A 16067-nucleotide genomic window follows, 5' to 3' on the forward strand; every position below is an offset into this window, starting at 1 on the left:
GTATTTTTATACAACAATGAGTTGAAAAAGACGGTGTTCCCCATTTGGGCTTCACCGCACTTTAACAAGTTAAGCGTTTTGTAAGTCTTTAAACTGCTCTTGCAGCACCTTGCTGAGTGTTTGTATAGCTGATGACATCTCATCATACGTTACATTTAGAGGCGGAAGCAGTCGTATAACTTGCGGGCCGGCCAGGACAGCAAGCATTCCTTCTTCTCTCAATGCATGAATGACCGGCATGGCTTCCTTCTGAAGCTCTATACCTATCATCATTCCCCTGCCTCTCACTTCTTTTACAACATTCAGTGGCTTCAAGGAGTTGGTAAGCTCCTCTTTTAAATATTGGCCTTTCTCTTCTACTTCACTTAAAAACGAATCGTTGAAGATCTTTTCCAGAGTGGCATTAACCGCTGCGGCAGCGAGTGGATTTCCTCCGAATGTTGTTCCGTGGGATCCTGCCGAGAAGGTTTCAGCAAGCTTTGCTTTACCCAGCATAGCACCAACTGGAAATCCACTGCCAAGACCCTTTGCGGAAGAAACAATATCAGGATCCAAATTAAAATGCTGATAAGCAAATGGTTTACCTGTTCTTCCAATACCTGTCTGTACTTCATCGATGATAAGCAGAGCCCCAAGATCGCGGCACTTACTCTCAACAGCCTCAAGGAATTCAGCCGTACCCGGAACCACTCCACCTTCTCCCTGGATAACTTCTACCATGATCGCAGCTACCTGGTCATCTCCCAGCTGTTCCACAGCCTCTTTATCGTTATAAGGAAGATATTCAAAAGTAGGAAGCAGCGCGCCAAAACCTTTTTGAATTTTTTCCTGTCCAGTCGCACTCATCGTGGCAAATGTTCTACCATGAAAGGACTGCTTAAATGTAATAATTTTTTCCTTACCGGTGTATTTACGAGCTATTTTAATAGCCGCTTCATTAGCTTCAGCTCCGCTGTTACAAAAGAAAACATGGTCGAGGTTGGTAGGTTCTACCAGCCGTTCAGCAGCTTCTTCCTGAGAAGGAAGCTGATAGAGGTTGGACACATGCCAGAGCTGATCCAGTTGTTTTTGTAAAGCGCTTTGCACTTCTTCAGGTCTGTGTCCGAGATTGCACACTGCAATACCTGAGACAAAATCTAAATAGTCCTTGCCTTGATCGTCTGTTACCGTCGTGCCTGATCCGGAAACCAATGTCAGTGGAAACCGGTTATAAGTTGGAAATAGACTCATTCCGCTCTCTCCTTTACTGTGGCCCGGATCTTCGTGCCTTTCATACGATCTCCCTGTATTAAGGCATCTTCACCACTAACAATCATGACTTCTTGTAAATGTTCAGATAGAGCCGCCATGGCCGATTGCACTTTTGGAATCATTCCGCCATATATACATCCGCCGCTGATCAAGGATTCAATTTCTTCCGGGCTTGTTTCTTTTATTACTTCATCCTCACTAATAATACCTGGTACATCGGTAACAAATAACAGTTTTTCTGCTTGCATGGCTTTGGCAATCGCTGCTGCTGCAAGATCAGCGTTAATATTTACGGTCTGTCCGTTCTGTGTCTTTCCTAATGGAGCCACTACAGGAAGATATCCTGCCTGCATGCAATTATAAAGAAGGTCCGTTTTCACTTCTTCCACTTGTCCAACAAACCCTAAGTCTTCCTGGTTTACGTAACTGGCTGTAAGTAAGGAAGCGTCGCAGCCTTTTAAACCAACTGGAAGTATATCCTGCCTGGCTAAAGCGGACGTAATCTGGGCGTTAACCTTTCCGCCAAGTACCATCTCCACGACTTCGAGGGTTTCCTTCGTCGTCTTTCTAAGACCTTCGTGAAATTCTCCTTCGATATCCATTCGTCCGAGTAAGGCGGTAATAGCCGGGCCCCCTCCATGAACGATTAGACAATGGTAATGTTTGAGTAGTCCGTGAAAACTTTCATAAAACTCTTCTGTTAAGCGTTCGATCATGCTTCCACCAAGCTTAATAACAATAACCGGCTTGTCGTTACGTACGGTAGCTTGCATTGATTCTGACATAGTCATAGGTCAAGTCACACCCCCAGGCCGTGCCCTTGCCATCCCCTTCATTCAGATGGATCGACAGTGTCACTTCTTCATTATCCAGATCTTCAACGGCTTGTTCTTCTGAAAAAGGACAAGGAGTGCCGTTACTAAATACAAGCTGCTCTTCAATATAAATATCACACGCTTCTGCATCAACCTGAGCTTCACTATGACCAATAGCTCCGACAATACGTCCCCAATTGGCGTCTAAACCATATACTGCTGTTTTCACCAGACTAGAGCCCACTACTTTTTTCGCAATGATACGTGCTTCCTTATCTGAGCTCGCCCCAGAAACGTTTACTTCAATCAGCTTCGTAGCTCCCTCTCCGTCCTTAGCAATTTGTTTAGCTAAATCTTCACAGACAAGCTGAAGTCCGTACTGAAAACCATCCCAGTCGGGATGCTGTTCACTTAATGATTCATGATCTACATACCCATTAGCCATAGCAAGTACCATATCGTTGGTTGAGGTTTCCCCGTCTACGGTAATTTGGTTAAACGACCGCTCAATCGATAGGCTGAGCGCTTTTTGCAGTAACTCAGGCTCAATCGTGGCATCAGTGGTAATAAAACCAAGCATGGTAGCCATATTAGGGTGAATCATCCCTGAACCTTTAGCTGCACCCCCGATGGTCACCGTTTTACCTTCTACTTCCACTTGATAACAAGCTGTTTTCTCACATTTGTCGGTTGTAAGAATGGATCTTTGAAAATCTGATGCCCCATTCTTTGTGACTTCAACGGTTTCGCATCCGTAGGTTATTTTATCCATAGGAAGTTGTTCTCCAATTACGCCGGTAGAAGCTACAGCTACATATTCTTCTGGAAAATGAAATCGTTCTGCGATCATTTTTCTCATTTCATATGCATTTTTCAAGCCTTCTTTGCCTGTACAGGCATTGGCTACGGCACTATTAATAACGAGGGCCTGAATCTTCCCTTCCTTTTCAATACTCTCTTGCGTCACTTTTAGTGGAGGTGCCTGAAAATGGCTCTGTGTGTAGACAGCTGCTGCAGAAGCAGGAGTATCACTGACCAATAATCCAAAATCTTTCTTCTTATAACGCAGCCCGCTGTGTATGCCGCCTGATTGGAACCCTCCTGGTGTCAGCAGTGTGCCGCTTTCCACTTTCTCAACCTTTTGATGCAAATTCGTAGTTTGGACCAAACCAACTCTCCCTTTCTTCTTTATGGGTAAACAGGTAAATCAGGAAGCCCTGTTTTTTCCTCATATTGAAATAATAGATTCATATTTTGTACAGCCTGACTGGCGGCACCCTTCATAAGGTTATCAATGACAGCTACAATCGTTACCCGATTGGTTCTTGGATCGAGCGTGATCCCAATATCACAGTAATTTGAACCATACACATCTTTAGTACCCGGGAACTGCCCTTCCTTTCTGAACCTTACAAAAGGCTCTTCAGCGTAGCAGCTCTCATAATAGCTCTTCAGTTCCTCAAGCGTCTGGTTCTCTTTTAAAGTTAAATAAATAGTGGCCATGATTCCTCTCGTCATGGGTACAAGATGAGTGGAGAAGGTAACTGGAACTGTTTCCGGACTCCATTCCGTCAGCTGTTGTTCAATTTCAGGTATATGCTGATGCTGATTTACTTTATAAATCTGAAAGTTTTCTTGTAGATGAGCAAAATGAGTAATGGCCCCGGGGTTCTTACCGGCACCTGATACTCCTGTTTTCGCATCAATAATGATCGAAGATGGATCAACTATTCCCTCCGATACAAGTGGACCCAGACCTAGTAAAGCTGCTGTTGGAAAACAACCCGGATTCGCAATTAAATCAGCCGACTGGATGGCTTCTTTGTTCCATTCGGGAAGTCCGTAAGCAGATTTCTCCAGAATAGCGGATGATGCAGATTCCTTCTTATACCATTTCGTATAAGCGGAGCCATCCTTTAATCGTAAATCTCCGGATAAGTCGATGACTTTTGCCTTACCTCCAAGTAGTTCAGGAGTTAATTGTGTAGATACTCCTGCTGGCGTTGCTAAGAAAATAACGTCTAATTCTTCCTTCATTTCCTCAGGATTCAACTCTTCTAATCTATGATTTTGTTCCGTGCTCATTTGCGGATAAATGGAAGTGAATTCCTCCCCTGCATTAGAAGAAGAAAATAAGATTACTTGTTTAATGTGGGGATGTGAGTTGAGCAGGCGAAATAGTTCAACTCCGCCATAACCGGTAGCCCCTATGATTCCTGCTTTCAATTGAAAACCACCCTTATGTATATTTATGTTTAACTCTGTATATTTACAATATTATTAACCCTTATAAGGTATATGTCAATAGATTTATACGATATATTGTATATTTATCAAAACCTAAATCTTCGTTTATGACTATACAAAGGCAATACTTGACTTCAAAAATGCCTTGACGATGCGTTGTGAATTCACCGCCCTGACTTTTATTTCATGTTCATAGTTTTGCATCTTTATGAACGCCTTAGCTTTTCTAATAAGACTTTCTCCTGCTCAGGATTTAACCCTGCATGATTCAAAGTTCCTCTATGGTTCCTGTACCACTCATACGTGTCACGGATGGTTTCTTCAACAGGACGAAAACGCAATCCCTTCTCAATTGCTTTTGTACAATCTATTCCGAAATCACCCTGGGTTGGTACCCAGAGCGGAAGTTCGATCCAAGGTTTAACGTTTTCTTTCAAAAGGAACGACTCCTCTGCCCATACAGGTCTGGATTCCGGATTAAGTACTGTTTGACAAGAATAGATGAGGCCTTCCATCGTCAGCTTTTCTCGTGGGCCGTTTGTATTAAAAACTCCCGTTTCCTGATGCTCAATCATGTGGACAATCCACTTTGATAAATCACGTACATCAATGAATTGAACTTTTTTATCTTTTGGCTCCGGTACGATAAAAGCCTCTCCTGCTTCTACACGAACTGGCCAATACGTAAATCGGTCTGTCGGGTCGTCCGGCCCGACAATCAATCCCGGTCTGATAATGAGAGAACGGCTTTCACTCATTATTTCTTTCACAGCCATTTCACTATGGAACTTTAAAGGTCCATAATATTCATTGGCCGCCCTGCCTTTTACACCTTTAGTTGCACGTTCCAGTTCATTATCTGTTAAGGTAGATACTTCCCCGCTCTCATCAAGATGATCCTGATCCGTCAGTTGTTTGTAAACGGACATGCTGGATATGTAAGCATACAGATGAACCTGATCTTTTAATACCTCGGCGGATTGTTTAACAATTTCAGGCAAGTATCCACATGTATCGATAACAGCGTCCCAATGCTGGCCTTTTAACTTCTTTAAATCATCCAGGTTTTCGCGATCACCTATTATTTTTTCTGTCTCTTTAAAGAATTCTGGATTGGTTTTGCCTCTATTAAATAAAGTAACTTCATGATTACGTTTTAAAGCGCTTTCAACAATCGACTTACCAACAAATTGCGTTCCCCCGATAACTAACAGTTTCATAAAATGGACTCCCTTACTATTCAACTTTGTCATCTTAAAAATTACTGCTGATATTTCACAAGAGGATTATTCCACTAACGAGCCGGTTACTGTAAGACTCAGTTTCGAGATAATCTGGGTCCGTTTCTAGAAATTTGATGAGGGTGGCTGCGGGGGAACTGGCAAGCCTCCTCGCTCGTTTCACTCCCTGCGGGGTCTCGCCTCGCCCCTTCCCCCGCGGGAGTCTCGTCGTTTCCTTCGCCACCCAGCCTCGTCAGAATAACGGACCCTTTTCAAAGAGAGATTGCTCTTCTTCTAAATAGTTCCTAAAATGCTTCTATAACAAGCTTTTTCACATCGTTCTAGTATGAAAATTACCACGTCACCCCATGCTTTTTTATCATCAAACAAACAGGATGTTAGGTGAATTTGTTAGGTGAATTCGAGCCTCAGATTCGGCCAGGTCCGGAGGGGGATGATGTAGACTCCTAGGTTAAAAGCGGAAGCACCTTGGTCAGCGGCGGATGGACTGGACGTTCAAATGTGGAGGTGCCTTGTTCAGCCTCGACAAGCTTAAGAACGACCATGAAAGGAAGGGCTCTTCTTCCTATCATGGTTGGACTTAAGACCTCGAGAGGCTAGGCACCGAAACTAGCCTTGAGCTGGCGGAGATAAAGAAAACACGAAGAGCGGAGCGATTCGATGTTGCCTTATCGTACAGAAGTGAGGGAAGTCTCACTAGACGCTAGGTGCTGGAGCTGGATAGCTCTTCATGTCGCTTATGTTCTGATATTTGTTTAAGACTAAAAAAAGTGTAAGAACGGGATGAACATGATCGGTGAGATCCCGCAGGGCTGCAAAGCCCGAGGAAGCTCAGTACAGAAGAGGTTCGACTAAGAACGCCACGTCGTATGGCAACGTCGAACGACCCTGCGTCGTGCAGGGCCGGAAAGCGAAATCGTCCCCCGTAGGACCTTCCGCTCAACAATTATCTCGAAACTGAGTCTTAAACAAATGGGAGCTTATATTTAAAAGCTCACTTCTTAAGTGTTGCAGATGATATTACTTTAATAATGATTCCATATTTATTTACAAAATCCTTCATAAAATGAATTTATTATAAAAATTATAAAATTACACTGGTTAAGGTTAATCAAAAAAACACTCTTGAACAGCTGATGTTCAAGAGTGTTTAGGTTTAATATATAACTATTTAAACATTTCCAGTAAATGACTGGAAAATTCCATTATCGTCAAGTGAGTAAACTTCGCGTCCCGCTAAATGGTTGATAATCACTTTATTGCGATGAACGGATAGACCCAAATTAGTAGAGCCAACGCCGTGAGTATGGGAAATACCACTATGGACATAAATTTCATTTTCCGTATTTTTATTCAAAAGCATACGATAATCAGAACTTACTTTATAACGTCCATGCTTGTCCCACTGAAGAAAGTCCTCGAGCTGATGAATAAAATCAGGAACATAAGGCTTATACCCTGTAGCAGCAATAACGACGTCTGTCTCATGCGTGAATTCCTCGTTTTTCTGCCAGTGCAGACAATCAAGCTCATAGCCGCCATTAGCTTTTTCCCGAATACCTTTTACTTCACTGAGTACTCGAATACCAACGTCGAGCTCCTCTTGCCCAACAGAAAACTCATAGAGCAAATTATATATGTCATTAATTGTATGATTGCTTATCCCTTTATAATACAATCCCTGCTCAGCAAAGATTTCGTCTTTCTGATCCTGAGGAAGTTGGTAGAAGTAATTCACATAGTCCGGGGAAAAATGCTCTAAGCTGAGCTTTGACTCCTCCATGGATTCAAAGCCAGGGGAGCGTGTGATCCAGTCCAACCGAAAGCCGCAGTCGCGCTGTTCCTTCAGCAATTCTCTGAAAGTTTCAGCCGCACTCTGTCCAGATCCAACTACTGTAATTGAGCGGGCTTTGCGGCAGCGCTCCTGATTTGCTAGAAATTCAGACGTGTGGAACACATCTTCTGACGGAAGGTTTTGGAACGATTTCGGTAAAACGGGCACACTGCCGGTTCCAAGTACGAGATTTCTCGAACGATAAACTTCCTGCTCTCCCGTTTTAAGGTTGTTCACAGCTACTTCATAATATTCTTCATTTTCTTTCACATGACGAATGTTGGATACCCGTCTCCCAAATTTACAGCTGTCCAGCTGATGAGCAACCCATTGACAGTAATCATTGTACTCTCTTCTGGGAATATCCAAACGCTGCAGGAAATAAAACTGGTACATTCGATCATTTTTACTAATGTAGTTTAAAAAACTGTATTGGCTAGTAGGGTCTGCCATCGTTACCAGGTCGGCTATAAAAGGAACCTGCATCTTCGTCCCCTCAATCAACATTCCAGGATGCCAATCGAATTTATCATTTTGTTCAAAAAACAAGGGTTCTATGGTATCGATATCATCCAGTAAAGCCGCCAAGCTTAAATTGAATGGTCCAACGCCTACCCCGATTAAGTCATACATTTTCTCTGGTTGCTCCATCATCTCACTACTCCTTTTTCTGAAAAGACCTGCATTTCAGAAATCATTACATTACTTTTATGTTACCATAATCCCACCATAATATAATAGTTGTCTCCAAATGAGAGCTACGAAAAGAAGGAATGATTTTATGAATTCTGTAATACTGGAAGAAGTTCAGAATCGAAACGATTACATGCCTTATCTATTATTAGCAGATGAAAGCGAAGATATCATTAACGGATATATTAATGAAGGTGAACTGTATGTCATGCAGTTCGACAATAAAGAAGTGGGTGTGGTTCTTTTCACTTTCCCATCGCTCGATACAGTAGAAATTAAAAATATAGCCATAACTGAAAAAGCAAGAGGACATGGGATCGGTAAGCAGGCTATTCAGCAGGCTGTACAGATTTTTTCTAAACGGCATTATGCACGGTTAATTGTAGGAACAGCGAATTCAAGCCTGGGCAACCTGGCCTTTTATCAAAAAGCAGGATTTCGATTCTTTGAGATCAGAAGAGACTTTTTTCTGCATTATCCCTCTCCTGTTTTCGAAAACGGCATCCAGGCTCTCGATATGGTGGTGTTTGAAAGAACGTTACAAATTTAATGGCTGAATCTAAAATAAACGAGGAAACAAAGAGTCCGTTACTATCAGGACTCTTTTTTTAAAGGCTTTTTAAGGATGGGCTCTTTGGTTCTCCTAAACATGACTTATGATGTTCTGTAAGAAGCTTATTGCACAATTGGGCCGGATTGTGGAAGACTCAGTTTCGAGATATTGGTTTGCCGTGAAGGTCCTGCGGGGGACGATTTCGCTTTCCGTGGGCATGTGCTGAGCCTCCTCAAGCTTCGCTTTCTGGGGTCTCACCGATCATGTTTATCCCACAGGAGTCTTCATCGTCCCCCTCCGGACCTTACTAAATCAGAATCTCGAAACCACATTAAACATCACCTGCTTGATGAGGCCTTAGACCATGTGGTTTTCTACCTATTCTCAGGATGTAAAGACCCGCAATAGTCTGTCACAAAAGCATTTCTTAAAGATGAAGAAGGAGAACCTTTCTGTTCTAGAAGGTCCGTTCGCAGTATTATAGTTGGGTTGGTGGGGAAATGATGAGACTCCCATGGGAGAAGGAACTAGGTGAGATCCCGCAGGGAGTGAAACGAGCGAGGAAGCTCACCGTTCCCCCATAGGAAAGCGAGTTATTTCCCCACCAGCCCTCTTCCAAATATAGTAACGGACCCAATTTATCTCGAAACTGAGTCTTCAAGTAACGGGAGCTTATCTTTAATAATTCACACGGAGATCTAACGAATTATATAAGTTAATAAAATCCAAACTTTGGTGCATGCTATCTATAAACTTTTAAAGGAGCGTGCGCTATGAACCAGGGAAATGAGCAGGGACCAAGTCAAAATCCCAATAAAGAATCTAACTCCCCGCCCCTCCTTCCTCCTTTAGAAGACAGTTTAAGCCATATTGAAACCGTACTTGGAAAAAGTACGGATCTTGTAATCAGACGATTTGCTATCTACAAGACTCACTGTGCTGCTCTTTATATAGATGGTCTTGTCGATAAGAATACGGTTCAGAATTTCATCATGGAAGCACTTATGCTTGAGATGCCGCACAAACGTGTTTCCGTGAAGGAACTTTACGATACGATTAAACACGCTTCCCTTCCTATAGGTGAAGTAACTGAATTCACCGATTATGAAGCACTTTTTAAGCGATTATTATCAGGCGAAACCATCCTTCTTATAGATAAAGAGAAAAAAGCATTAGCCGCCAGCACCCGGGGCTGGAGAGACCGCGGGGTACAGGAAAGCACTTCGGAAAGTGTCATCCGAGGTCCTAAAGAGGCGTTCACAGAAACGTTAAGGACGAATACAGCCTTGTTACGACGTAAAATAAAAGATCCTAAGCTTCGAATTGAAAGTAAAGCGATTGGTGAAGTGACTAGAACGGACGTAGCTGTCGTCTACTTGCAGGATATAGCTGAAGACAACATTGTGCAGGAAGTTCACCGCCGACTTGATAAAATCGATATCGATGGGGTTCTGGAGAGCGGCTACATTGAAGAATATATTCAAGATGCTCAGTATTCCCCTTTTCCCACCGTTTATTATTCTGAAAAACCTGATGCAATTGCCGGTGGATTACTAGAAGGACGGGTCGCGATCGTTACCGATGGGACACCGGATGTTCTCTTAGTTCCTGCTTTGTTTGTCAACTTTTTTCAATCAAGTGAAGATTATTATCAGAGAGCGGATATAAGTACGTTCCTGCGAATCCTGAGGCTGGTCTGTTTTAATATTGCTCTGTTTATGCCTTCTTTATATATCGCTTTTACTACTTTTCATCAGGAAATGATTCCAGCACCTTTACTGATCAGTCTAGCCGCCCAGCGTGAAGGTGTCCCTTTTCCGGCTTTTGTAGAAGCCATGCTCATGGAGCTTACGTTTGAAATCCTGCGGGAAGCCGGAGTCCGTTTGCCGAAACCGGTAGGATCGGCTGTATCCATTGTTGGTGCCCTCGTACTTGGGCAGTCCGCTGTACAGGCAGGTTTGGTTTCTCCGGCGATGGTTATAGTGGTAGCTCTTACAGCCATTTCAAGTTTTGTTTTTCCTGCTTATAACATAGCGATTCCTATACGTATGCTTCGCTTTCTATTTATGATCCTTGCTGCAACGTTTGGATTGTACGGCATTATCCTCGGTCTGATTGCTATGGTCCTGCACTTATGCAGCCTGAAGTCTTTCGGTGTTGCTTATATGTCGCCGTTTGCACCAATTAAGCCGAAAGAGCAGAAAGATGTATTAATCCGCTTTCCCCACTGGGGGCTGTTTTCCCGCCCAAGTTCTCTAACTAAGAAGAATGAAAAACGGACCAATCCATCTTCCAAGGAGAGTTGAGGATGAACACATACCATTTTCCCTTTAGAAAACTCTTGCTAATATTTATCTGCCTCCTCCTGTTAACCGGCTGCTGGAACAGCCGGGAGCTGGATGAGCTTGGCATTGTTGTTACGTTAGGGATTGATAAAACAGAAGAAGGCGAATATATTCTGGCGGTTCAGGTGATCAACCCTTCAGAGATTGCTACGGACGCTCCGACTTCACGACCTCCTGTTTCCACTTATACAACAACCGGTCGTACGCTTATGGAGGCGTTCCGCAGGCTTACGGCAAAAACCCCCAGGACTACCTACTTATCTCAGCTTCGCTTAGTTGTACTTGGAAAAGCTGTTGCTGAAGAGGGAGTAATGCCGGTTCTTGACTTACTCTACCGTGACCATGAATTCAGAACTTCTTTTTACATGACCGTAGCGAAGAATGCCAGGGTTGAAAGCATGCTCAGTATCGTTACACCTTATGAAAAAATCCCAGCCAATAAAATCATGGGTTCCATAGAAAATGTAGAACGTCATTGGGCTGCAACAAAAGGGGTTACCATTGATAAGGTTATCGCAAGCATTAGAAATCCGGGAGAAGACCCCGTGATGAGTGGCATCCTCCTTTTAGGAGAAGAAGATATAGGGACAAACATGGGTAACGTGGAAAATGTCGATGCTCCTACAAAATTAGAAATCGATGAAATTGGCGTTTTTAAAGGAGATAAACTCGTAGGATGGCTAAACGAAGAGGAAAGCCAGGGGCTTAACTATGCGACCGGAAATGTACACTCTACAGTTATTACACACCCTTGTGACGATGAAGGATCGCTGAGCGTGGAACTGCTTCGAACAAGCGGAGCGATGAAAGGAAAAATTAAAAATGATCAGCCTGTTATTGATATAAAGATCGAAGCAGAAGGTAATGTAGGGGAAGTGGATTGTAAAGTTGACTTAAGTAAGCCTGAAGCAATAGAAAAAGTGAACAAACAAGCGGAGAAATCAATTAAAGAAAGCATTCAAGCCACCTTGGCTAAGGTTCAGAAGGAATATGGAAGCGATGTCTTTGGGTTCGGAGGAGTTATCCATCGCGATCAGCCTGAGTATTGGAAAAAAGTTGAGAAGGAATGGTCTTCCTATTATCAGGATGTTGAAGTCAATGTTGAAGCCAATGTGAAGATTAGAAGAAAAGGTAATTCAACACAGCCAATCAACAAAGAAAGTTAGGTGATAAAGATGTGGGCAACTATAGCCGTCTTAGCCGTTTCCACTCTGATTTTTTTCTTAGAGTTCCCGCGATTGAAGCGAAAAAAAAAGACGAAGGAAATCTGGTGGTTTTCCACTCTGCTGCTCATCGCTACGACGTTTAGTGTCCTGGAAAGCAGAAATGTGCAGCTGCCGAATCCATTGGATTACATTCAAGCCTTTTATACAACTATACATTCTTGGATTGGTTTATAGGAAGGAGCCAGAACACGCATGGATAATCAGACCATAAGCGCCAGGCAGTATATGTTCCTTGTCATTTTCTTTATTATTGGCAGTTCGATCCTGATCGTCCCTACCCCCCTCGCCGCCCAGGGAAAACAGGACGCTTGGATGTCGGTCATTCTCTCCATCCTAGTTGGGGTCATACTCGTCATGTTTTTAAATAAAATTGGAAGTTTGTCCTCCGGGAAAACATTTGTCCAAGCGGCTATTTTCGTATTTGGAAACTGGGCAGGACGCTTATTCTGTATATTTTATTTAAGCTTCTTATATATTTTAGCTTCTCTTGTTCTCAGAAATATTGGAGATTTCATGACCACTCAGATTATTCCAGAAACACCCTTACAATTTACTCATACTTTATTTCTGCTCGTAATCATTGCCGGAACCTATCTAGGTATTGAATCGATTGCCCGCTCATCTGAAATTTTTATGCCCTGGATGATTATCCTGCTCATTTTTCTAACTATATCCATGATGCCTCAAATTAATATGGGTCAATTAAAACCTATGTTTGGTAATGGAGTTCTTCCAATAATAAGCAGTTCTTCTATAGTCATTGGGACTCCATTGCTTGAGATGGTAGCTCTATTAATGATTTTCCCTTATGTGAAAGAGGAAAAAAAAGCTAAGCGAGCCTGGATATTGGGAACTATTATCGGAGGAGGGGTTCTATTCCTTATCACCACTTTGTGCCTGCTGGTTCTTGGCAGTGATTTGACAGCTTTAAACGCTTATCCTACTTATCGAATTGGGCAAAAGATTAACATTGCTGGTTTCCTTGAGGGGTTAGAGATTATCATCGCGATCATTTGGATGCTTACCATATTCTTCAAACTAATCATCCTTTACTACGCTACTTCAGTAGGAATCGCCCAGTTCTTAACCTTGAAAGACCATCGCCCATTGGTACTGCCCTTAGGAATGGGAATGGTTGTCCTCTCCATTATTGCTTATCCAGATGTAGCTTATTTCGAGACTTTCGTAGGGGAAGTATGGTTGTCTTATTCCCTTACCCATGGATTAATTCTGCCTGCGATTCTCTGGGTGGGTCTGCTGATTAAAAAACGAATGAGTGGAAGTTAAAAAGCACACCAATGACTGGCTCTATTGGTGTGTTATTGCATTTACACCTTTCCCCCCCCTGACATTGCCAACCTGAGTTCTCTTGAATTTCACAGCTGTCACTACCCTGAAACACATCATCGATTATAAACGCTTCGAGTACACATCTGCTGTTTCAGCTTCTATAGGGAATGTTCTATTAATCGACTTAGGAAGAAAGAAATTCATGCTTAAACACCATATACTCTACTCCCTTCTTTCATCGATCGGATTTCAGGTACATAATATTCCCTTAGATGAGTCTATACTTGATTGCCTAAGTGAAGAAGTCTTGAACTACCTATCCGATCATTCGATTGAAGAAGTGGTGATTATAGGTTCATTTAATGAAATAAGCGCTTTAACCTTTTTATTAGAACCGATTAAACAGTCCTACCCGCACATACATACCGTTTTTGTGGAAGAGAAGGCCAACGCCGCTGCTGGTCATCATTCACTTATTGATTTGACAACTAGTAAAATTGAAAAATGACTGGAATTCTTAAGAGAAAGCAAATAAATGAAAAAGCAAAAGGAGACTAAACTTGTCCCTTTTGCTTTTCCTTCTAATCTACAACAATATAGGCAATCATTGGTCCATTCGAATTAATGTCCGAGTGCGTGGTACAAATTAAGCGGTAGACTCCTTCTTTATCAAATTTCAAATCTACAATTGTTTCTTTACCCTGCTGGACAACTCCTTTTATTTCGGTATCTTCAATAAAAAATGGATGCTCTTTGCCATTTACACCGAATATACTTAATTTAATTGGTTCTCCTTTTTCTACAAGGATCGTACCTGGATCCCAGCGATACGCTTCAATTTCTTTCCCATCAGCTGTTTCAGCTTTAAACTCCCCTGTTACAAGATTAATGACGCGGGGTTCTCCATTTACTGGCTGGGATGAAGTAGCCATAGCACCCTGCCAAAAGTAGCTGCCTATAAAATAGGCAGCAAAAGCTACCAGAACAGCTGCTCCGATCACGGCCACCTTCTTGGCTGATAAAATTAATGCACCCATTTAATCCCTCCTAAGGCTTGTTTACTTATATATATGCAAACCGCCTTAGGAAACTTGCCTCCATTATTCAATAAATACCTATTGCTTATTTCTGTGGCTCTGTTAAACTTCCGTATTGATTTTAAGGTAAAGCTCCCGATACGGGAAGAATCAGTTTCGAGATATGTTATATGAGGAAGGTCCTCCGGGGGACGATTTCGCTTTCCGGCCCTGCACGACGCAGGGTCGATCGACCCTACATCGTGTAGGGCCATAGGAAAGTGTTCAAATGTGGAATCACCCCGAAAGACACGAACAGCATAAGCCGAGCATCAAAAGGACGGTGGTCTTTCCCTCCGTTGATGAACGGCTTATGTCTCGAGTGTCTGGATGATGGAACAAGACGAGTTATTTCCCCACCAGCCTCCTCCTCGTATTGGAACGGACCACGACTTATCTCGAAACTGAGTATTCAACAATCCGGCCCTATTGCGTAATAAACCTCTTATGAAAAATCAACAATAAACTATAATAGATCCATTTTTTTACACATCTATTATCTTGAATTGGATAGAAAGGGTTTAGGAATGGGGGATTCAAACCGCATTACTTTTTTGTTACTAGGATGTTGAAAAGCAAGAACATGGGCGTGAAGACCTAACCTTTTAATTGGATTTGTCCGTGCTCCATATTTTTTATCGCCGGCAATTGGATGTCCAATTTCCTGCATATGCACACGAATTTGATTTTTCCTGCCGGTCTCCAGTTGAACCTCAAGTAAAGTTAAATTAGCATTCCCCTGCACCTTTTTATAATGAGTAATCGCGTGCTGAGCTCCCTTAGGATTCTTGGTCGTAAACATTTTCAGCGTTTTACTTTCTTTTACGTACGATTCAACGGTACCTTCGGGCTGCTTCGGCGAGCCTTCCACCAATGCCGCATACTTACGCTCTTTAACCATTTTCTTCCATGATTGCTGGAGTTTTAATTTCGCTTCTTCGTTTTTGGCGAACAGCATAACTCCTGATGTATCACGGTCCAAACGATGTACAACAAAAATTCTATGGTTTGGATTTTTACTTTTTACATAATTCATCAGCTGCCGATGTGCGGTCTCCTGTTTTTCTTTTGGAGAACCTATCGATAATAGTCCGGCACTCTTATCAATGACGATCAAATCTTCATCTTCGTGTAGAATCGACAGCCCTGTTAAGGCGGCTTTTCGTTTAAAGGTTTTATTTTTTACGATTGTGATCTTCTGCCCTGGCTGTAATTTATGGTCATGCCTGGTTTGAACTTCATCCTCTACCAGAACTTGTCCTCGCTTAAGAACAGACTTCACTGAATTTCGGCCAGTTTCGGGTAGCATTCTTAACAAAAAAGACAATAGTTCATCAGACTGCTCTACGGTAAAGCTATTTTTCGGTGCATTATTTTTTCTTTGAGCCACATGACTTCCTCCTTATTTCTAGTACTCTTGTCTAGTTTACCATCTCACAGGCTGTTCTACCCCGCAAATGGAAAAAGAGCAGCACCAGAGGCTGCTCTCTTCTTTA

The 16067-nt window shown here is 42.5% G+C and carries 14 protein-coding genes; 6 read left to right on the forward strand and 8 right to left on the reverse strand.

The genetic code is table 11. The features are described 5' to 3' along the window. Positions 1-69: 69 nt before the first annotated feature. From HBHAL_RS18795 to HBHAL_RS18820, 6 genes are all read right to left on the reverse strand, one after another. On the reverse strand, positions 70-1230 hold the full coding sequence (locus HBHAL_RS18795; RefSeq protein ID WP_014645109.1) for an acetylornithine transaminase: 1161 nt from the start codon (positions 1228-1230) through the stop codon (positions 70-72). Next, entirely contained in the window at positions 1227-2024 is a 798-nt protein-coding gene (gene argB, locus HBHAL_RS18800; RefSeq protein ID WP_014645110.1) for an acetylglutamate kinase, read from the reverse strand. The genes HBHAL_RS18795 and argB overlap by 4 nt, the downstream gene beginning before the upstream one ends. Next, positions 2005-3234, reverse strand: coding sequence for a bifunctional ornithine acetyltransferase/N-acetylglutamate synthase (gene argJ / locus HBHAL_RS18805; protein ID WP_014645111.1), 1230 nt, complete (start codon positions 3232-3234; stop codon positions 2005-2007). The genes argB and argJ overlap by 20 nt, the downstream gene beginning before the upstream one ends. A gap of 20 nt (positions 3235-3254) precedes the next feature. Beyond that, entirely contained in the window at positions 3255-4292 is a 1038-nt protein-coding gene (gene argC, locus HBHAL_RS18810) for an N-acetyl-gamma-glutamyl-phosphate reductase (protein ID WP_014645112.1), read from the reverse strand. A 227-nt stretch (positions 4293-4519) separates the two neighbouring features. Then, the gene (locus HBHAL_RS18815; protein WP_014645113.1) at positions 4520-5533 is read right to left on the reverse strand and encodes an NAD-dependent epimerase/dehydratase family protein; all 1014 of its coding nucleotides are present in this window, start codon (positions 5531-5533) and stop codon (positions 4520-4522) included. 1192 nt (positions 5534-6725) lie between these two features. Continuing rightward, positions 6726-8042, reverse strand: coding sequence for a lysine N(6)-hydroxylase/L-ornithine N(5)-oxygenase family protein (locus tag HBHAL_RS18820; RefSeq protein ID WP_014645115.1), 1317 nt, complete (start codon positions 8040-8042; stop codon positions 6726-6728). 127 nt (positions 8043-8169) lie between these two features. On the opposite strand from HBHAL_RS18820, the gene HBHAL_RS18825 reads away from it, so the two are divergent. From HBHAL_RS18825 to HBHAL_RS18850, 6 genes are all read left to right on the forward strand, one after another. Further along, positions 8170-8631 carry a GNAT family N-acetyltransferase gene (locus tag HBHAL_RS18825; RefSeq protein WP_014645116.1) on the forward strand — a complete coding sequence of 154 codons (462 nt, stop codon included), beginning with the start codon at positions 8170-8172 and terminating at the stop codon, positions 8629-8631. A gap of 776 nt (positions 8632-9407) precedes the next feature. Continuing rightward, the gene (locus HBHAL_RS18830; RefSeq protein WP_014645117.1) at positions 9408-10940 is read left to right on the forward strand and encodes a spore germination protein; all 1533 of its coding nucleotides are present in this window, start codon (positions 9408-9410) and stop codon (positions 10938-10940) included. 2 nt (positions 10941-10942) lie between these two features. Beyond that, a complete protein-coding gene (locus HBHAL_RS18835) occupies positions 10943-12145 on the forward strand; it encodes a Ger(x)C family spore germination protein (RefSeq protein ID WP_014645118.1) in 1203 nt (400 codons plus the stop codon). Positions 12146-12154: 9 nt separating this feature from the next. Continuing rightward, entirely contained in the window at positions 12155-12379 is a 225-nt protein-coding gene (locus HBHAL_RS18840; RefSeq protein WP_041601461.1) for a hypothetical protein, read from the forward strand. Between the two features lie 18 nt (positions 12380-12397). Then, positions 12398-13492 carry a GerAB/ArcD/ProY family transporter gene (locus tag HBHAL_RS18845; protein ID WP_014645120.1) on the forward strand — a complete coding sequence of 365 codons (1095 nt, stop codon included), beginning with the start codon at positions 12398-12400 and terminating at the stop codon, positions 13490-13492. Between the two features lie 205 nt (positions 13493-13697). After that, positions 13698-14003 (forward strand): hypothetical protein, encoded by a 306-nt coding sequence (locus HBHAL_RS18850; protein ID WP_014645121.1) that lies wholly within the window; start codon positions 13698-13700, stop codon positions 14001-14003. Between the two features lie 73 nt (positions 14004-14076). Here HBHAL_RS18850 and HBHAL_RS18855 read toward each other — a convergent pair whose 3' ends face one another. Then, a complete protein-coding gene (locus HBHAL_RS18855) occupies positions 14077-14532 on the reverse strand; it encodes a cupredoxin domain-containing protein (RefSeq protein WP_014645122.1) in 456 nt (151 codons plus the stop codon). 535 nt (positions 14533-15067) lie between these two features. Further along, entirely contained in the window at positions 15068-15961 is an 894-nt protein-coding gene (locus HBHAL_RS18860; protein WP_014645123.1) for an RluA family pseudouridine synthase, read from the reverse strand. Positions 15962-16067: the final 106 nt, after the last annotated feature.

Source organism: Halobacillus halophilus DSM 2266, from assembly GCF_000284515.1.
In the GTDB taxonomy this organism is placed as follows: Bacteria; Bacillota; Bacilli; order Bacillales; family Halobacillaceae; genus Halobacillus; species Halobacillus halophilus.